General features: G+C 73.3%; 14 protein-coding genes. 4 read left to right on the plus strand and 10 right to left on the minus strand.

The window, feature by feature from the left end:
- Nucleotides 1–394 precede the first annotated feature (394 nt).
- The gene (locus ACZ60B_RS13650; protein WP_469386379.1) at nt 395–829 is read left to right on the plus strand and encodes a protease inhibitor; all 435 of its coding nucleotides are present in this window, start codon (nt 395–397) and stop codon (nt 827–829) included.
- A 142-nt stretch (nt 830–971) separates the two neighbouring features.
- On the opposite strand, the gene ACZ60B_RS13655 is transcribed toward ACZ60B_RS13650, so the two are convergent.
- On the minus strand, nt 972–1,352 hold the full coding sequence (locus ACZ60B_RS13655; protein ID WP_469386381.1) for an STAS domain-containing protein: 381 nt from the start codon (nt 1,350–1,352) through the stop codon (nt 972–974).
- 145 nt (nt 1,353–1,497) lie between these two features.
- A complete protein-coding gene (locus tag ACZ60B_RS13660) occupies nt 1,498–3,000 on the minus strand; it encodes an MFS transporter (RefSeq protein ID WP_469386383.1) in 1,503 nt (500 codons plus the stop codon).
- A gap of 229 nt (nt 3,001–3,229) precedes the next feature.
- On the opposite strand from ACZ60B_RS13660, the gene ACZ60B_RS13665 reads away from it, so the two are divergent.
- Nucleotides 3,230–3,760: an SRPBCC family protein gene (locus ACZ60B_RS13665; RefSeq protein ID WP_469386385.1), complete on the plus strand. Its 531-nt coding sequence runs from the start codon at nt 3,230–3,232 to the stop codon at nt 3,758–3,760.
- A gap of 62 nt (nt 3,761–3,822) precedes the next feature.
- Here the strand turns inward: ACZ60B_RS13665 and ACZ60B_RS13670 are convergent, their stop codons facing one another.
- The 5 genes from ACZ60B_RS13670 to ACZ60B_RS13690 all read right to left on the minus strand — a co-directional run bounded on the left by ACZ60B_RS13670 (nt 3,823) and on the right by ACZ60B_RS13690 (nt 11,010).
- Entirely contained in the window at nt 3,823–6,672 is a 2,850-nt protein-coding gene (locus ACZ60B_RS13670) for an NHLP bacteriocin export ABC transporter permease/ATPase subunit (RefSeq protein ID WP_469386387.1), read from the minus strand.
- Nucleotide 6,673: 1 nt separating this feature from the next.
- Nucleotides 6,674–8,908 carry an NHLP family bacteriocin export ABC transporter peptidase/permease/ATPase subunit gene (locus tag ACZ60B_RS13675; RefSeq protein ID WP_469386389.1) on the minus strand — a complete coding sequence of 745 codons (2,235 nt, stop codon included), beginning with the start codon at nt 8,906–8,908 and terminating at the stop codon, nt 6,674–6,676.
- Nucleotides 8,905–9,711 carry a biotin/lipoyl-containing protein gene (locus ACZ60B_RS13680; protein ID WP_469386391.1) on the minus strand — a complete coding sequence of 269 codons (807 nt, stop codon included), beginning with the start codon at nt 9,709–9,711 and terminating at the stop codon, nt 8,905–8,907. Before ACZ60B_RS13680 ends, ACZ60B_RS13675 begins: the two co-directional genes overlap by 4 nt.
- 191 nt (nt 9,712–9,902) lie before the next feature.
- Entirely contained in the window at nt 9,903–10,118 is a 216-nt protein-coding gene (locus ACZ60B_RS13685; RefSeq protein WP_469386393.1) for a type A2 lantipeptide, read from the minus strand.
- Between the two features lie 478 nt (nt 10,119–10,596).
- The gene (locus ACZ60B_RS13690; protein WP_469386395.1) at nt 10,597–11,010 is read right to left on the minus strand and encodes a PaaI family thioesterase; all 414 of its coding nucleotides are present in this window, start codon (nt 11,008–11,010) and stop codon (nt 10,597–10,599) included.
- A 186-nt stretch (nt 11,011–11,196) separates the two neighbouring features.
- On the opposite strand from ACZ60B_RS13690, the gene ACZ60B_RS13695 reads away from it, so the two are divergent.
- Nucleotides 11,197–12,585, plus strand: a complete 1,389-nt coding sequence (locus tag ACZ60B_RS13695) for a S1 family peptidase (RefSeq protein WP_469386397.1) — start codon at nt 11,197–11,199, stop codon at nt 12,583–12,585.
- A gap of 172 nt (nt 12,586–12,757) precedes the next feature.
- Here ACZ60B_RS13695 and ACZ60B_RS13700 read toward each other — a convergent pair whose 3' ends face one another.
- The gene (locus ACZ60B_RS13700; RefSeq protein ID WP_469386400.1) at nt 12,758–14,917 is read right to left on the minus strand and encodes a PP2C family protein-serine/threonine phosphatase; all 2,160 of its coding nucleotides are present in this window, start codon (nt 14,915–14,917) and stop codon (nt 12,758–12,760) included.
- A 165-nt stretch (nt 14,918–15,082) separates the two neighbouring features.
- Between ACZ60B_RS13700 and ACZ60B_RS13705 the strand changes: the two genes are divergently transcribed.
- Nucleotides 15,083–17,602: a SpoIIE family protein phosphatase gene (locus ACZ60B_RS13705; RefSeq protein ID WP_469386402.1), complete on the plus strand. Its 2,520-nt coding sequence runs from the start codon at nt 15,083–15,085 to the stop codon at nt 17,600–17,602.
- A 49-nt stretch (nt 17,603–17,651) separates the two neighbouring features.
- Here ACZ60B_RS13705 and ACZ60B_RS13710 read toward each other — a convergent pair whose 3' ends face one another.
- Together ACZ60B_RS13710 and ACZ60B_RS13715 are read right to left on the minus strand one after the other, a co-directional pair.
- Entirely contained in the window at nt 17,652–18,131 is a 480-nt protein-coding gene (locus ACZ60B_RS13710; RefSeq protein ID WP_469386404.1) for a hypothetical protein, read from the minus strand.
- A gap of 252 nt (nt 18,132–18,383) precedes the next feature.
- Nucleotides 18,384–18,965: a hypothetical protein gene (locus ACZ60B_RS13715; RefSeq protein WP_469386406.1), complete on the minus strand. Its 582-nt coding sequence runs from the start codon at nt 18,963–18,965 to the stop codon at nt 18,384–18,386.
- Nucleotides 18,966–19,198 lie beyond the last annotated feature (233 nt).

The following is a 19,198-nucleotide window of genomic DNA, read 5'->3' on the forward strand; positions in this document are numbered from 1 at the left end:
ATACTCGCGGGTATGTGACGATCCGCAGGCCAGGGGCCGGACAGCGGCCGGGAGCCCCGGGCGGCGGTCGGCAGCTGCCGTGACGCGGTCCGAAGATGAACACAAGGGGGCGCGAAAAAGTCCACCGAGAGCGGAAGTGGAATGTTTCCGGACTATTAACGAGCACGTGGGAACGGGCCATCTGGCCGGTTCTCGAGAGCGGGAACCCCGTGGTTGAGCGGGTGTGCTGTTCGAATTCCGTGACTTCTCGCCACTGATTCAATACGCAATGTTACTGAAACCTGTGGGTTCGATGTGTGTTTCGACGGCGGACTCGGCAGACTCGCGCTCGCCGCCGCGGCACCCACCGGTCCGCGGCCGGCACACCCTCGAATCCAGCGGAAGGATGCACACAATGCGGAGCACCGCGCGCCTGGCAGCCACCCTCGGCCTCACCGCCGCCGCCGTCTGCGGACCCCTCACCGGGGCCTCGGTTGCCGCCCAGAGCGCCAGCCCGATGTCGCTCTACGCCCCCTCGGCCCTGGTGCTCACCATGGGTCACGGTGAGAGCGCGGCCGTCGCGAGTCCGGCGCGGGCGGTCACCCTGACCTGCGCCCCGACGGCGTCCGGCACCCATCCGGCCGCCGCCCAGGCCTGCGCCGAACTACGCGCCACCGGCGGGGACCTCGACGCGCTGACGAACCGGAGCGACGTGCTGTGTACCAAGCAGTACGCCCCCGTGGTGGTCACGGTCGAGGGAGTCTGGCAGGGCAAGCGGGTCTCGTACGAGCGCACGTTCGCCAACGAGTGCGTGAAGAGTGCCTACGGGACCAGCGTGTTCGAGTTCTGACCCCATGGACCGGGATCGTACGGCCTCCGTGAGCGAAACGAGAGGCCCGCAGGTGGGGAGTGCGAGCCCCAGTCGCGGGGCCCGTGCGATCTCGCACCAGGGGCCGGCCGGGCGGAGTGGGGCCTCCGGCCGGCCCCTGGTATCACGTGGAATCCCGCCGCTGTCCGGGCAGTGCGGGCAGCGGCGGGAAGCGGCCCAGCAGGCCCGCCGCCCGCAGCAGCCGGTGCACCCGGGGGTCGTCGGAGACGATCCGCAGGCGGCCGCCGTGCTCGACGGCCCGGGCCTCGGCCCGGCACAGCACGCGCAGTGCCGAGCAGTCGAGGAATTCGACCGGCCGCAGGTCGACCAGCACGTCCGGGGCCGGCGACGAGACCGCCGCGGTCAGGTGCTCGGCGACCAGGTCGGCGGTGGCGATGTCCACCTCGCCCGTCACCTCGACGACGGTGTACGGGCCGTTCGTCCGGGTGCGGGCGCAGGCGTTGGGGTCGGGGGGAGGGTCGCGGTCGGGGGGTTGCGGAGTCATGGTCGCTCCACCGCGGCAGGGGGACTTCGGGTCTGTCTGGCTACCCCGGCGGAGCGACGCTCACCCCTGTCCGACGCCTCGTACGATCTTGTTCATCCGAAGCGGTGAACTTCCCGAGGCGCTCATTGACTTGCCGTCGGCCGACTCACATGTGGACGACCTGCGGGGCGTCCGCGTCCTGCTGCGGCACCCCGCGCCGGAAGAGCAGGAACGCGATCACCGTGCCGGCCGCGAAGAACCCGGCCGACCACCAGAACGCGGTGGTGTAGCTCTCGATGGTCGCCTGCGCCCGGACCAGCTCGCTGGTGGCGTCCCGGCCGGCCAGGTAGTCGGTCGCGGCGGTCGCGGCCAGCGTGTTCAGCAGGGCCGTACCGATCGAACCGCCCACCTGCTGCATGGCGTTGACGGTCGCCGAGGCGACACCGGCGTCCTCGGCCGCCACCCCGCCGGTGGCCAGCTGCATCGCCGTCGGCATCACCAGGCCGAGACCCGCGCCGATCACCACCAGCTGCGGCAGCACGGCGCTCACGTAGTCGGAGCCGACGCCGATCCCGGACAGCCAGGCCATGCCCGCCGTGGCGACGGCGAAGCCGAGCGGGATGACGGCCTTCGGGCCGATGCGGGGCATCAGGACCGTGGTGCCGAGCTGTGCCGCGACCATCAGCGCGCCGACCATCGGCAGGAACGCCACACCGGTCTTCGTCGGGCTGAAGCCGAGGTTCAGCTGGAGGTAGTAGGTGAGGAAGAGGAACACCCCGAACATGCCCGCGCCGGTGATCAGCACGGCGACGAACGAGGCCCCGCGGTTGCGGTCGAGCAGGATGCGCAGCGGCAGCAGCGGGTGCGCGGCGCGGGTCTGCCACCAGGCGAAGACCGCCAGCAGGGCCGTGCCGGCGAGCAGGAAGCCCCAGGTCAGCGGTGAACCCCAGTCGTGGGTCTCGGCGTTGGAGAAGCCGTAGACCAGGGCGAAGAGGCCGGAGGCGACGAGGGCCGTGCCGGGCACGTCCAGCTTGGCGTGCGAGGCGTCGCGGTGGTTGCCCAGCAGGACCCAGCCGCCCGCGAAGGCGACGACCGCGATGGCCACGTTGACGTACAGCGTCCAGCGCCAGTCGAGCGCGTCGGTGAGCAGGCCGCCGAGCAGCAGGCCCACCGCGCCGCCGGCGCCGGCGATGGCGCCGTACACGCTGAACGCGCGGGCCCGTTCGCGGGCGTCGGTGAACGTCGTGTTGAGCAGGGAGAGCGCGGCGGGCGCGAGCAGCGCGCCGAAGGCTCCCTGGAGGGCGCGGGCGACGACCAGCATGCCGAATCCGGTCGCGGCGCCACCGAGCGCGGAGGCGACGGCGAAGCCGACGACACCGACGAGGAAGGCGGGCTTGCGTCCGAAGAGGTCGGCGATGCGGCCGCCGAGCAGCAGCAGGGAGGCGAACGCGAGCGCGTACGCGGTGACGATCCACTGGCGGTTGCCGTCGGAGAAGCCGAGGTCGGCCTGGGCCGAGGGCAGGGCGATGTTCACGATGGTCGCGTCCAGCACCACCATCAGCTGCGCGACGGCGACGATCGCGAGGATCCACCAGCGCTTCGCGGAAGCCCCGGGCGGTGCTTCCGCTGCACCCGTGCGGGTGTCTTCGGTCACGGTCTTCTGGGACATCGGGGTACCACTCCAGAGGCGGTCGTCCGGTCCTCGGCGTCGGTCCGGGCAGTGCGAGGCCCGGACTTTGCCAAGAATTGAACGAAACGGTTTCGTACACATGAAGGCTAGAGCAGTTCCAGCGAAACGGCAACGTTTCGCTGGGGGAGGGGGCCAGGAGAGGGAACCCGACCGTCGGGACGCCCCCGGACGCCCCGGACGATCTCAGTGAAGGAAGGACCGAGCCGCCATGCCCGTGGACCTGACCGGCAGCCATCTCGCCCTCGACGACGGACGCCCCGCCGTGCGCTTCGTCCGCACCTACGACCTCCCGGTCGACCACGTGTGGCGGCTCGTCACCGACGCCGACGCGCTGGAGCGGTGGTTCCCCTCCCGAGCGGAGATCGAGCTGCGCCCCGGCGGGACCGTCATTTTCAGCGGCGACCCGAACATGCCCGCCTCGACCGGCCGGGTCGTCGCCGTGGATCCGCCGCACACGCTGTCCCTGGACTGGGGCGGCGACGAACTGCGCTTCGACCTCGCGGCCGCCGGCGCCGGGCGTACCCGGCTCACCTTCACCGACGTGCTGGGCGAGGCGGACACCGCCGCCCGCAACGCCGCCGGCTGGGAGGTCTGCCTCGCCGCGCTCGACGCGACGGCGCGCGGCGAACGGACCGCCGGGCCGCACGCCGGGGCCGGGGCGTCCTGGAAGGAGTTCTACGACGGACATGTCGCGGCCGGCCTGCCCTCCGGCGCGCCGGTGCCCGGCCTGGACACCTGAGCCGCGCCCGACGCCACACCGGCACCACGCAGCTCCGGGGGAGCGCCCGAGCCAAAGGGAACCTACGTCAGCTGCCGCCGCACCAGTTCGTGCAGGCGGCCGCCGGTGTCCGCGAGGAGCTCGGCCGGCGGGCCCTGCTGGGTGATCCGGCCGTCCTCCATCACGATCACCCGGTCGGCGTCCAGCACCGTCGACAGGCGGTGCGCGATGACGATCCGGGTGGCGTCGAGGGCCTTGGTGCTCTCGATGACCGTGCGCTGCGTCTCGTTGTCGAGGGCGCTCGTCGCCTCGTCGAAGAACAGGATGCGCGGCCGGCGGATCAGCGCCTGGGCGATCATCAGCCGCTGGCGCTGGCCGCCGGAGAGCGAACCCCCGCCCGAGACGATCGTGTGCAGGCCCATCGGCATCCGCCTGATGTCCTCGGCCAGCCCCGCCAGCTCGGCCGCCGCCATCGCCTCCTCGGGCGGGTACGGCTCCGTACCGCAGATCACGTCCAGCAGGGAGCCGGTGAACGGCCGGGCGTGCTGGAGCACGACACCGCACTGCCTGCGCACCGCCGAGGGGTCCAGGGCGGCCAGGTCCTGGCCGTCGTACAGGACACTGCCCGAGAGCGGCCGGTCGAAGCCGATGAGCAGCCGCAGCAGCGTCGACTTGCCGCACCCGCTGGGGCCGACGACGGCCACGAACTCGCCCGGCCGCACCGCGAACGACACGTCGTCCAGCACGAGCGGGCCGTCGTCGGAGTAGCGGAACGACAGCCGCCGGGTCTCGATCGCGCCGGACAGCGGGCCCGGCCGGGTGCCGCTCGCCCGCGCCTCGGGGGCGGCGTCCAGCACCGGCCTGATCTCCTCGAACAACGGCCATGCGGCCACCGCCGTGACGAAGGCGCCGGTCAGCTGGGTGACCGAGGTCAGCAGCATGGTCACCGACGTGTTGAAGGTGAGGAACCCGGCGGCCGACAGCGAACCCCGCGCCGGACCGGCCAGCAGCACGAACATCAGCAGCGTGCACACCGGCAGACAGGCCGCGCCCAGCACCGCGTCCAGGTTCTTGATCCGCCCGAGCCGCCGCTGGAGCTCCCGGCCGCGCGCGAACTGCGCGGCCCAGGCGGCGTAGGCGTAGTTCTCGGCCGCCGCCACGCGCAGCTTGGGCAGCCCGCGCAGGGTCTGGAACGCCTGGTTGTCGAGCTTGTTCTCGAGCACGACCAGCCGCCGCTGCCAGCGCACCTGCCACAGTCCCAGCCCCAGGAACACGGCCGCGATCACCACCAGCATCCCGATCGCCGCGAGCGCCATCGGCACGCTGTACCAGAGCAGCAGCCCCAGGTTCACCGCGCCGACGGTGACCGCCTGGGCGACCGTGGGCCCGACGCCCGCGAGCAGTCGGCGGATCGCGCCGATCCCCATGGCCGCGCTCGCCAGCTCACCGGTGGAGCGCCCGGCGAAGAACGAGGTCGGCAGCCGCAGCAGCCGGTCCCAGACGGCCGGCTGGAGGGCCGACTCGATCCGTCCCTCCAGCCGCAGCACGGTCAGGTTCTGGAGCAGCGTGAAGGCCGCCGCGACCACGCTCGCCACCATCAGCGCCAGACAGACCTGCACGATCGGCCCCGGCCGGGCCGTCGGCACGTACTCGCCGAGCACCTTGCCGGTGGCCACCGGCACCAGCGCGCCGATCGCGACCGTGACCAGGCCGCTCAGCAGCAGCCGGGCCAGATCGCCGCCGGTGCCGCGCAGGGTGAACCGCAGCAGCCGCAGCGGTCCGGGCACGCGCTCCGGGAGCGGACGGTAGAACATCACCCCGCGCGGCTCGAACTCCTGGGCGTTGGCCCGCTCGACGGGCGACTCCCGGCCGGTCGCCGGATGCACGGCCACGTATCCGCCGCGCCGCCACAGCAGGGCCACCGGCGCTCCGGACAGGGCGCGCCGGCCCACCAGCGGGCCGACGTCCTCCCGCCACCAGGTCCCCTCCAGCCGCACCGCCCGGGTGCGTACCCGCGAGACGAGGGCGAGCTGCTCCACCGGGTCGAGCCGGTCGCCGCCGGTGCCGCCCGGGGCGGCCGCCGCCAGGGTGATGCCGGCCGCCCGGGCCACCAGCCGGCACGCGGCGTGGGTGGCGTCCGCGTCGGCGGCCGTCACGGGCCGCGCGGACCGGCCGCCGATCGAGGCGAGCAGCGTCCGGTCGGCCTGGGCGCGGACCGCCTCACCCGCCTCGACGCCGGCGGCCGTACGGGTCTCGTGGGTGTGTTCCAGCTCCTCGATCCAGCGGTCCAGGGTGGCCAGCAGCCGGTACTGCCGGTCGACCAGGCCCTGCCAGAGGCCGGGGTCCATCAGCAGGTCGGCGGCGGCCTCCGGGCCGTACGGGGAGCCGTACCCGACGCTGCCCGGCGGCACCTGCGGCCAGAAGACGTCGTCGTCCCCCGGGCCCGGACCGGTGTACCCGGGGGCGCCGCCGTCCGCCGCGGCCCGCTCGGTGGCCATCGGCGCCTGGAAGAGGACGGTCAGCGCCCGGCCGACGCCCAGCGCGAGGGCGTACTCCAGCGGGCTGCCGGCCGGCGGCGCGTACCGCGGGTCTCCGTACGAGTCGTACGACCAGGTCTGGCCGGCCGGGGGCCGGTACAGCTCGCGCAGCCCGATCCGGCGCACCGCGCAGTCGCGGACCGGGCGGGCGACCAGCGTGTGCCGGGGTCCGGCGACCGGGCCGGGCAGCAGCGCGCCCGCCTCCAGCCGGCCGAGGTGGTGCCAGTGCCCCTGCTGCGCCGCGTCGACCGCGAACAGGTCCAGGGCGCCCGCCGTCACCAGCCACAGCACCTGCGGACCCGCCAGGTCGAGCCGGCTCAGGCCCGCGCAGTCGACCGGTGTGCCCAGCGCGCCGAGCGCACCGAGCACGTGGTCGCCCTCCGCGACGGATGTCATCTCAGCGCTCCCTGATCAGCGCGGCGTACGCGCCGTCGCGCGCCACCAGTTCCTCGTGCCGCCCGCGCTCCACGATCGCGCCGTGCCGGAGCACGACGATCTCGTCGCTGTCGCGCACGGTGCTCAGCCGGTGGGCGATCACCACACAGGCGCAGCCGCGCCGGCGCAGGTTGTCCATCACGGTCAGCTCGGTCCGCGCGTCCAGCGCGCTCGTCACCTCGTCCAGGACGAGGACGCTGGGCCCGCGCACCAGCGCCCGCGCGATCTCCAGCCGCTGGCGCTGCCCGCCGGAGAAGTTGCGGCCGTCCTGCTCGACCCGGCTGTGGATGCCGCCGGGGCGGCGCGCGACGACGTCGTACAGCGCCGCGTCCCGCAGCGCCTCCACCACGGCCTCGTCCGGGACCGAGGGGTCCCACAGCGCCACGTTGTCGCGGACCGTGCCCTCGAAGAGGAACACGTCCTGGTCGACGAAGGACACGGAGGCGGCCAGCGCCCCGCGCGGAATGTCCTCCAGCCGCCGCCCGTCGATCCGGATCACCCCCTGCCACGGCCGGTACAGGCCCGCGATCAGCCGCGACACGGTGGACTTGCCGCTGCCCGAGCCGCCGACCAGCGCCACCTGGCGGCCCGGTCCGACGCTCAGGTCGAAGCCGGACAGCAGCGGTTCGTCCAGCGGGCTGTAGCCGAACGTGACGTCCTCCAGTTCGACATGGCCGTGCAGCCGGCGGGTGGACCCGCCCGCCGGCGCGCCGTCGCTCCCGCGCCCGTGCAGCGGGTCCGCCCGGAAGTTCTCCACGTCCTTGAGCCGGGCCATGTCGGCCGCGAGGTCCTGGACGCGGCCCGCGACGCCGTTGAGCCGGGTCAGCGGGGCGGTGAACCGGGCCACCAGCGCCTGGAAGGCGACCAGCAGACCGACGGAGATGTGCCCCTCGATCGCCCGGACGCCGCCGATCCACAGGATCAGCGCGCTGTTCAGCATGGCGAGCGTCGGCGCGACCACCCCCAGCCAGGCGCCCGGCACCCCGAGCCGCTGCTGTTCCTCCAGGGTGGTGGCGTGCTGACCGGCCCACTTGCGGAAGTAGCCGTCCTCGCCGCCGGTCGCCTTCATGGTCTCGATCAGCTCGAGGCCCGTGTAGGCGGTGTTGGCGAGCCGGGCGTTGTCGGCGCGCAGCTTCGCGGTACGGGTCGCCCGCAGCCGGACCACCACGCGCATGGCGACCACGTTGAGCAGCGCCACACCGATGCCGACGAACGTCAGCTGCGGGTCGTAGGTGTACAGCAGTACGGCGTACAGGAGCACCACCACGGCGTCCACGCCCGCCGCCGCGAGGTCGCGGGCCAGCGTCTCGGCCACCGCGTCGTTCGACCGCAGCCGCTGGACCAGGTCCGCGGGGCTGCGCTGGGCGAAGAACGTCACCGGCAGCCGCAGCAGATGCCGCAGGAAACGGGCGCTGGAGAGGGTCGAGGAGATGATCCGGCCGTGCAGCAGGTTGGCCTGCTGCAACCAGGTCAGCAGGACGGTGAGCAGCACGCACACGGCCATCGACGTGAACAGCACGCCCAGCGGCGAGGTCTGGCCGCCGATCAGGAACAGGTCGATGTAGGTGCGGCCGAGCGCGGGCACGGCCGCCCCGACCAGGACCAGCAGCAGGCTCGCCAGCACGGCCGCCGGCATCGTGCCCGCGGTGCCGCGCAGCCTGGCCGGCAGCGCGCCCCACACCCCCGGCCGGCGTCCGCCGCGCTCGAACTCCTCGCCCGGCTCCATGACCAGCACCACACCGGTGAAGCTGCCGTCGAAGTCCTCCATCGGCACGAAACGGCGGCCCTTGCCGGGGTCGTTGACGTAGACCCCGCGGCGGCCGAGGCGGCGGCCGGTGCCGTCGTAGACGACGTAGTGGTTGAACTCCCAGAAGAGGATCGCGGGGGCCGTCACCTCGGCGAGGGCGGCCAGGTCCATCTGCATGCCCCTGGCCGTCAGTCCGTAACCGCGCGCCGCCTTCAGCAGGCTGCCCGCGCGCGAGCCGTCGCGCGAGACGCCGCAGGCGACCCGCAGCTCCTCCAGCGGGACGTGCCGGCCGTGGTGGCCGAGGACCATGGCGAGGCAGGCGGCGCCGCACTCGACGGCCTCCATCTGCAACACGGTGGGGGTGCGCACGGTCTTCGGGCCCGCGGTACGGGTCTTGCGCGCGGGCGGGGCGGCACGGCGGCCCCGCCGGTGGTCCCGGGTGGTGGTCACGGCAGCAGCCAATCGACGGGACGCCGGTCGGCCAGCCGGATCGAAGCCGTGGCCAGGGTCATGGAGGCGAGGGCGTACGGCGGTCCGTCCGCCGAGGACCACCGCAGACCGCTCTTCGCCGCGGACGCCCGGTCGAGCCGCACGGTGACGGCGACCGGCCGGCCCTGCCCGGTGAACTGCTCGCCCAGCTGGCCGTCCCCGAGGAACGCGGTGATCTGCCGCGCCGACTGCGCGGACCGGCCGACGGACTTCACATGTCCGCGCAGCACGCCGTACCGCTGTGACGGCACCGTCTGGACGGTGAGGTCGACGGGCGCTCCCGGGGGGACGGAGCCGGCGCTCTCGGCCGGGACGTACACCGTGGCGTACAACGGGTCGTCGGCGTGGGCGACCTTCTCCACGACGGCGATGTTCTCGCCGGTGCGGACGATGTGGCCGACGGTTGCGGCGAGCGCGGTGACCCGGCCGGCGGCGACCGCCCGGACGACCGTGTCGCCCCGGTCCGTACGGACCTCGAGGACGGGGGAGCCGGCCGGCAGCCGTTCGCCCTCCTCGGCGAGGACCGCGGTGACCTGGCCGGCCGCGGGGCTCTCCAGCACGTAACTGCCCTCGCCGTGGGTGAGGATCGCGGGCGCGCCGACCGTGGAGGCCACCGAGCCGGTCGTCGCCCACACGGCGGCGCCCGCCATCGCGAGCACCGTCACCGCCAGGACGAGCCGGCCCTGCGGGCGGGCGAGGCGTACGGGAAGGTCGAGGTCCTCCGGCGACTGGTGCCTGGCGAGGGCCTGTTGGCGGAACTGCAACGGAATTCCCTCACCTGTCAGGGGGGTTCATGGCACGCGGTCACGGCACCCGTCGACACCGGTTCACGGCACCGGTCGGCGCCCGTTCACGGCGCGCGTCCACGGCACCGGTCGGCGCCCGTCGGTGGCACCCGTGGGGTCCCGGAGCCGTGGGGGAGGCTCCGGGACCCGACGGAAGCGGCAGGCCGTGGTCAGAGACCGGCGACCAGGCCCAGGACCGGGGCGGTGTTCAGGCCGGTGACACCCTCGACGGTGCCGACGGCCGTGTTGGCCAGGCCGGAGACCGGGGCGACGCCGTCCACCAGGCCGGCGACGGTGCCCACGGCGTTCAGGGACAGACCGCCGGAGACGTTGTCGAGCTCGGCGTCGGAGATCTCGGCGGTGGTGACCTGGGGGGTGGAGTTCATGACGGAACTTCCCTTCATACGGAGATTCACAAGGGGGGAGTGCGCGGGCCCCTCTGGGGACAGGGACGGCCGCGACCGCGGGCGCCGGGCGCCCCGCTCGGGGAGCCCCCGGCGGCTTTCGCGGTGCCAGGATCAAAGCAGCTCCACGGCCCGCCGTTCCACCTGATCACCCGCCCCCACCTGCGCAATCGGGGCCGACGGGTGGTCAACCGTGCAGGCTCGGGCACGGCTTGTCGGCGACTTCTTCACAGCCCCCCACGGCATCGGCGCACACCGCCCCTTGCGACCCGGTACCGCATCCTCACTCCGGGCCCCGAAGTCCCGGGAGCCTTCGGGGGTTGTGCAGATACACCCGTTCCCGTGACCCGGCTGGGCACGGGCTGTGCAGATTCCCCGAAGCCGGGATTCCGCCCCGGGTTCGGGGCGGAACGTGACCGTGCGATCACCCGGGGTGCCGGATCGGGGGTGTGACGCCGGGTCAGCCCAGCAGCGCGTAGACCGTGCTCGCGCGGGCCGCCAGTTCGCCCGAACGCTCGACGGTCATCGTGATGTCGGCGAACGCCATCCGGCGGCCCAGCTTGGTCAGCACCGCCTCGACCAGGACGTCCGAGTCCGTCACCGCCCGCTGGAACGACGTGGACTGCTGAACGGTCGTCATCGGTACGAAGCCGCCCCGGGCCGCCGAGACGGCGATGACCGTCGCGGTGTCGGCCGCGGCCATCAGCGCCTGCCCCGAGAGCCCGCCGCCCTCCCTGGCCAGCTCCGCCGACCAGGGCAGCCGCAGGGTCGCGCGGTCGTCCGCCAGGGACACGGCGGACAGGCCCAGGGCGAGGACCCAGGGGGCGAAGTTGTCGGAAAGGATCTTGTCTGCCTCGGCAGTGGTCATCGTCATGCCTGGATTGTTCCCGGAGCCCGCCCGTTTCGGCCCGCCGACCAGCCGATTCACCTCCGGGCAAAGGAAGTTGCGAAACGGAATTGAACGCCCCGCCTGTCCCGCCCGTACCTACAGCCATCCAGGCGCCGCAGTACGAGCTGCCGACCGGCAGCGCAGACCCCGCCCCCCAGGAGGTCGAGAAGTTTGAGTCACAAGCGGAATTCGAAGCGCAAGGCCGTGATAGCCGCGGGCGGCGTGGCGGCACTCGGAGCGGCGGCCCTGCTCCTTCCGAACGCCATGGCCTCCCAGGACGGTGGGTCGGACGCGGCTGCCCCGAAGACCCTGAAGGCCGCGGACGCCACTGACCTCGCCACGCAGCTCCAGAACCTGCTCGGTGACTCCTTCGCCGGCTCGTACTACGACAGCGCCGGCAAGCAGCTCGTCGTCAACGTCGTCAATGTCTCCGGTGACAAGAACAACGTGGTGGTGCAGGCCGAGAAGGCCGGTGCGAAGGTCCGCGAGGTCGACAACAGCACGGCCGAACTGGCCGCCGCCGCGCAGACCCTGAAGGCGAAGGCCACCATCCCCGGCACCGCCTGGGCCGTCGACCCCAGAACGAACCAGATCCTCGTGACCGCCGACACCACGGTCACCGGTGCAAAGTGGAACCGGCTGGAGTCGACCGTGCAGAGCCTCGGCTCGGGCATGGCCACCATCAAGAAGTCCGCCGGCACCTTCAAGACGTTCGTGTCGGGCGGCGACGCCATCTTCGGCGGCGGAGCGCGCTGCTCCCTCGGCTTCAACGTCACCGCGAGCGACGGCTCGCCCGCCTTCCTGACGGCCGGTCACTGCGGCGTCGCCGCCGAGCAGTGGTCCGACTCGCAGAACGGCCGGCCGATCGCCACCGTCGACCAGGCGGTCTTCCCCGGCGACGGCGACTTCTCCCTCGTCAAGTACGACGACGCCACCACCCAGGCGCCCAGCGACGTCAACATCGGCGGCGGCCAGACCGTCCAGATCCTCCAGGCCGCCGAGGCCACGGTCGGCACGCAGGTGTTCCGGATGGGCAGCACCACCGGTCTGCACGACGGCCAGGTGCTCGGCCTCGACGCCACGGTGAACTACCCGGAGGGCACGGTCACCGGCCTCATCCAGACGGACGTCTGCGCCGAACCCGGCGACAGCGGCGGCTCGTTGTTCACCCGGGACGGCGGCGCGGTCGGCCTCACCTCGGGCGGCAGCGGCGACTGCAGCGCGGGCGGCGAGACCTTCTTCCAGCCGGTCACCACCGCGCTGACGGCGACCGGCGCCACCCTCGGCGCCGCGGACGCCGGTGCCGGTGCCGGAGCCGGTGACCAGGCTGGTGCCGGTGACCAGGCTGGTGCCGGTGCCGGTGCCGGTGCCGGTGCCGGTGCCGGTGACCAGGCCGGTGGCGGTGACGCGGTGGGCGGCGCTGCCGACCCGTCGGCCACCGCCGATCCCTCGGCCACCGCCGATCCCTCGGCCACTGCCGACCCGTCCGGCGCGGCCGACCAGAACGCCGCCGGCCAGCACACCGGCAAGTCCAAGCACCACAAGAGCCACTCGAACTGACCAGGACCCACTGACCGGTCGGCACCAGCGGTACCGGCCGACGGTGGAACGGTCCGGCCCTCCGGCGGGAGGGCCGGACCGTCCCTTGTTTCCGCGGCCGTACCCGAAGACCCCGGGCCTCCGGCTTCCGGCGGCCCGTCCGCAGCTGCCGCGCCGCCCGCTCTCCCGCCGGCTACGGACCGCCCGTCGGCGGCCGGCCGCTCGCCCGCAGCAGCAGGAGCGCCACGTCGTCGGTCCGGTCCTCCGCGGCCGCGTAGTGGCGTACGAGATCGTCGGCCACCTCGTCCAGCGGCTGGTCCCCGACCAGCGACAGGCGCGCGCCCAGCTCGGCGAGGGCGTCCTCGATGTCGACGCCGGGCGACTCGATCAGACCGTCGGTGTACAGGGCCAGCAGACAGCCGGGACCGAGGTCGACCTCCGTCGTCGCGTACGTCACGGAGGCGTCGATGCCGAGCAACGGGCCGCCCGCCAGGTCCAGCACCCGCACCCGCCCGTCCGGGCGGCGCAGCAGCGGCGGCGGATGCCCCGCGCGGGACATGACCGCCCGTCCGCGCCCCGGGTCCAGTCGCAGGTACAGACAGCTGGCGAACAGGTCGGCGCCGAGGTCGATCAGCATCCGGTTGGTGCTGCCCATGACCTCCCCCGGCGCCTGACCGACGGCCGTGAAGGCCCGTACCGCGGTACGGATCTGACCCATCAGCCCGGCCGCCGTCACGTTGTGTCCCTGCACGTCCCCGATCACCGCCGCCGCCAGCGGCCGCGCGTCCACCAGGTCGTAGAAGTCACCGCCGATCTCCATGCCCTGGGTGGCGGGCAGATAGCGCGCGGCCGCCTCGATGCCGGCGACGGACGGCAGCGAGCGCGGCAGCAGCGCGTCCTGGAGCCCGTGCGCGAGCTGGTGCTTGGCGTCGTAGCGCAGGGCACGCTCCAGGGCCTGCGCGATCAGCCCGCCCAGACTGGTCAGGACCGCGCGCTCGTCCGCGGGGAAGGGGTGCGGTTCGGCGTAGGCGAGCACACAGGTGCCCACCGGCCGGCCGGAGGCGATCAGCGGCAGATACGCCCAGGCCGCGAATCCGTCGGGGGTCGCCCGCCGAACCGGGTACAGGTGTTCGAGCTGCGCCCGCGACTCGAAGAACGCGGGCACCCCGGTGTTCAGCGTGTGCGCGCCAGGTGCCGGCGCGGTCAGCGGGATGCCGTCGCAGCGCTCCACGACGTGCGCGTCCGGGTAGCCCCGGTGCCCCAGCACATGCAGCCGGCCCGCCCGCGCGCCCAGCAGCACCAGGGCCCGGCTGCCCACCGCCGGGACGACCTCGTCGGCGACCAGCTGCACCACGTCCTGCACGCCCGCCGCCTCGGTGAGCGCGCCGGCCAGGCTCAGCATCTGCGAGAGGGTGACCAGGCGCGACGCCGCGTCCCCCGGCCGCGGACCGGCCCGGTTCATCTCCGCCACCGCGCGCGCCCGGCTGATGCGCACGCTCAGCCCGGTCGTGCTCGGGTACAGGCGGAACGACAGCCAGGTCCCCGGCGGCCGCAGCGCCACGAAGGAGGTGGGGTGCTGGCTGAGCAGCGCGGCCCGGTAGCGGTCCTCGTACACCGGGTCGTTGAGCCAGGGCACGGTCGCCCACAGATGGGTGCCGAGGAGTTCGCTGACCGGGACGTCGAGCAGGTCGGCCGCCGCCGCGTTCGCGAAGCCGATCCGGCCGTTCAGATCGAGCGAGCACAGCCCGTACGGCAGCCGCGCCACCATGCGCGCCGCCTCCATCGTGCCCAGCACGTCGGCCGCGCCGCCCGCCGCGGACGGCGCCGGCAGCTCGTGCTCCGCGCTCAGCGGGCGGCTCTCCTCGGCGGCGCGTTCCAGACGCAGCGCGAGCCGCTCGCAGGCCGCCGTCAGATGGGTGCGCTCGTAGTCGGACAGCTGTCCGGGGTGCGAGCCGGGCCAGGTCACGTACAGCGCTCCGTACACCGTGGACGCGGTCGCCACCGGCAGCGCGGCCAGCGCGAAGGGGTAGGGCAGGATCACCGAGATCCGCGGATAGCGGCGGGCCATCTCCTGCTCGCCGCCGACCCAGACCAACCGCCGTTCGCGCGCCGCCTCCGCGACGGGGATCGGCGCGTTCAGCCCCACCCGCTGCCAGGGCGCCGCGAACGCCCGCGGCAGCCCCGCCGTCACCGCCATCTCCAGCACGGGTTCGTCGGGCGTGCGCAGGTACAGCGCGCCGGAGTGCGCGTGGACGTCGTCCATCAGCGCGGTCAGCGCGAGCGAGAGCAGGGGACGGCCGACCGGCGTCCGGGCGGCGGCCGGTGCCTGCTCGGATCTCTGGCCGTCGGACATGGCGACCACCTCCCGGGGCCTGGCGGGCTCCCAGGGATCAAATCTCCCCCCTGTGCGCCGGACGCGCACGGTGAACGGCTGTCACGAGGTCACGATGCCGAATACGCACATCAAGGTAAGTTCGATATTTTCCGAACGGGCGGATTTCCCCGACAGGCGGCGGCCATGAGCCCCTTCCGGCGGTCACAGGGGCTGCGCAGGGGCCACATACGCGCTGTAATTACGGACGTGGTCAGTGTGGGCGATGCGGGACGCGGAACGCGATCGTTGCGTGCCGAACTTGCCCTCAAATCGATCGCCGCGGACCTCGACGCGCCGATTCGGATGCATCACGCGCTCGAACAGGTGCTGGTATTCGCAGGTGCGGCGCTGGCCGTCGTCTACGTACCGAGCGGCGACGACGGCAGTCTGCTCTGCCTGGTGGACTCCGCCGGGGTGCCGCGGACGCTGTACGGGCTGCGCGAGAGCTATTCCGTCACCGGCCGCTCCCCGGCCGCCGTCGCCCACCGCAGCAGGCAGCCCGTCTGGCTCGGCCCCGCGGAGCTCGCCGAGTGCCCCGAGTTCCGGTTCACGCCCTCGCCGGGCGCCCCCGACTTCTTCGTGGCGGCGCTGCCCGTGCCCGGTGACTCCGGAGGATGCCTGCTGGCCGTCAGCGAGCGTCCCGGCGGCTTCGGCGTCGAGGAACGCGAGTGTCTCGCGCTGATCGCCGGTACCGTCGCCGCTCCCGCCCCGGCCGGGACACCCGTGGGGGAGGAGCTCGCGTCGCACGCCTTCAGCCTCGCCATGGACACCGGCCGGGTGGAGGTGGACGACGGTCTCCTGGAGGTCTTCGGCCTGCCCCGGGACGGATTCGACGGCAAGGTCGAGACCCTGCTGGGGCGCACCGTCCCGGAGGACCTGCCCTCGCTGATGTCGGTGGTGGAGGTCGACCACCTGTCCATCGGCGACCGCGAACTGGAGTTCCGCGTCGTGCAGCCCGCGGGCCCGCCGAGGTGGCTCCGGCTGCGCGGCCGCGTGCTGCCGGGCGGCGAGGGCCGCCCGCCCCGGCTCGTGGGCACCGTGGAGGACGCCTCCGGGCCGGGCTCCGAGGTCACCGACGTGACCCGGGTGCAGCGCCTGGCGGCGGCGCTGGCCACCGCCGGCACCGTCCGCGACGTCAGCCAGGCCGTGGTCACCGCCCTGCGCAAGCCGCTGCGGGCCGACCGGATCGCGCTCGCCGAACTGGAGGGCGACCGGCTCGTCGTCACCGTCCTCGACCCGCCCGCCCAGGAGGCCTGGCCCGAGCTGTGGCGCCAGGAGTGGCGCACCGAATGGCCCGAGGCGCCGGTGCGCGCCATGCCCACCCTCGCCGCCGCACTGCGCGAGGGCCGCGCCCAGATCTGGCCCGTCGGCGCCGACCTGGAACCCGCCCTCGCCGAGGTCGGCCCCGGTGGCCTGGCCGTCCTGCCGCTGATCGCCGGCGGCCGGACGGCGGGCGCCTGCCTGATCGGCTGGGAGACCCCGCACGACTTCGGCCCCGACGAACGCACCCTGCTCACCGCCTCCGCCGGACTCGTCGGCCAGGCACTGATGCGCGCCCACGCCTTCGACGCCGAGCACGAGCTGATCGGCATGCTCCAGCGCCAGCTGCTGCCGCGCCGCCTGCCGAAGCTGCCCGGCGGGGTCGCCGTGGCCCGCTACCTGCCCACCACCGCCGGACTGGAGCTCGGCGGCGACTGGTACGACGTGATCCCCCTGACCGACAACCACGTCGCCCTCGTCATCGGCGACGTCCAGGGCCACAACGCGGGCGCGGCCACCCTGATGGGCCAGATGCGCACGGCCCTGCGCGCCTACGCCGCCGAGGGGCACACCCCGGACGTGGTGGTCTCGCACGCCAACCGGCTGCTGATGGACATGGAGACGGATCTCTTCGCCACCTGCTGCTATGTCGACGTCGACATGGAGGAGGGCTCCGCCTGGTGCGTGCGCGCGGGGCATCTGCCGCCGGTACTGCTGTACCCGGACGGCACCACGGAGATCGCGGAGGCCGAGGGCGGCCCGCCCCTCGGCGTGGTGGCCCAGGCCGACTTCCCGATGACGCCGCTGCGGCTGCGGCCCGGCACGCTGCTCGCCCTGACCACCGACGGCCTCGTGGAGTCGCCCGAGTCCGACCTCGACACCGGCATGGAGGGCTTCGCCCGCGAGCTGTCCCGCTCCGACCCCACGGACCTCGGCCTGGTCGCCGACGCGCTGCTCGGCAACGCCCGCCGCAACGACGACATCGCCCTGCTCCTCATGCGCTACGACGGCATGGCCGTCCGCCCGCTGCGCGAGAGCTGGACGGTCTGGCGGGTCCCCGAGGCGGTCCGCCACGCCCGCCGCTTCACCCGGCGCACCCTGCGCACCTGGGGCGTGCCCGAGCGCAGCATGGACGCCGTCCTGCTGGTCGTCTCCGAGCTCGTCACCAACGCGATGGTCCACACCGACGGCCGGGTCCGTCTCGACCTCACGCTCGTCAACCACCGTATGCGCGTCGGCGTCTTCGACGTCTCGCCCCGCGCGCCCATGAAGCCCACCAACATCGGCTGGGAGGCCACGGGCGGCCGGGGCATCCTGCTCGTCGAGGCCATGTCGGAGTCGTGGGGGACGGTGCCCGTCAGCGGCGGCAAGCAGGTGTGGTGCGAGCTCGTGCTGCCCGACTGAGCAGGGCGGGTGCGGCGGGAACGACCGGCGCGGGTGCGGGCCGGTTCCGTCAGCCCTGGTGGTGCGCGGCGTGGAGCACGCGTGAGCCCGCCATGTCGTTCCACGGCACGGCCGGACGGAAGCGGCGGGTGAAGTTCAGGGCGATGTCCAGGGCGAAGAAGTTGCTGCCCCGGCCCGTCCGGGCGCGCAGCAGGATGCGGTGCTCGGCCACCGGTACCGCGTCGGGCAGCCGGAGGTTCCAGGTCTGCCGCCAGGGTCCGGCGGGCGGTCTGGGGTCGCCCTGCAGACTCGCGCCGACGCCCTCCAGCAGGTCGGGCAGCCGGTAGTTCCGGTCGAACATCTTCACCGGACCGAACTTCATGATCACATCGCAGGTGACCCGGGTCAGGTCGACCGGCTCCTTGAGGTGGCCTTTCATCTCCCACGCGACCTGGTGTCCCAGCCACGGCCGGGCCGGGGTCCAGCTGACGGCGAGGCGGTCCAGGACGTACGTGCCGTCGCTCACGTCCTCCACCAGGTGGATGCTCATGTCACTCCTCACCCGTTCACGGGACGGGGGAACGCCGGAAGACGGCCGGTGCGGCGGCACGGGAGGCGGGTGGGGGCTCCCGGGGCGGGCCGGCCGGTGCGGGAAAGACAGCCACGCCCCGCATGTACCCCGCGCGCCCGGCGTGGGGCGCGCGGGGTGCACACGGGGCGTGGCTGTCGGAGAATGGTGGGCAGTGGGACCCCGGCCCGATTCCGGCGGGCCGGGGCTCCTCACCGGGTGACCGGCCGCGTCCTACCAGTCGCCCCCGCGGTCGCCGCCGTCGTAGCCGCCGCCGTCGTAGCCGCCGCCGTCGTAGCCGCCGTCGTAGCCGTCGTACCCCCGGACCACCCGGAAGCTGGCCACGACGCCGTGCTCGATGTGGATGCCCTCGGTGCGGCCCGGCCGCACGCCGTCGGCGGAGCTGCGCGGGCCGACGGTGGCGATGGGGGCGCCGTTGTCGCAGACCACGCCGCGGAAGATCTCGACGGTCCGACGGCTGTCGTTGCGGATGTTCAGGCTCCGGGCACCCAGGCCGCTGAGCACGGTGATGCAGTCGCCGGGGCGGGCCGAGTAGGACCGCTCGTTGATCTCGATGCGGCCCTCTTCGTGACGGTAGCCGCCGCCCCTGCCCTCGTTGCCCCTGCCCTCGTTGCCCTTGCCGTTGTTGTTGCCGTTGTTGTTGCCGCCGTTGCCACCGTCGGCTACGGCGGCGGCGACGGCCGGCGCCTGCTGAAGCGCCGGAGTGGAAGCGGCCGAAGCGTAGGTGATGCCGGTCGCGGCCAGCGCCGCTGCCGCGGAAACAGTCGCGGTGATCACCGTGGAACGAAGCTCCATGTCGCAATCTCCTGTCTCAGGGTGGCCGACCCGTCAGCCGGCTCGTGGATGAACTTACCCACACCGGTCATATTGGTCATATCGAAAGATCGGCAGGAGAGCGCCAAACGAGGCATTTATGGCCCAGGTTGTGTGCCTGATGAGTTGTCATATCGCCATCGAATTAAGCGGATTGACATACCATTGGTCCTTCTGATGGATCTTCTGACGCCCGCTCACTCCGCGACTTCGGC

This window comes from Streptomyces sp. NPDC104096, from assembly GCF_055584385.1.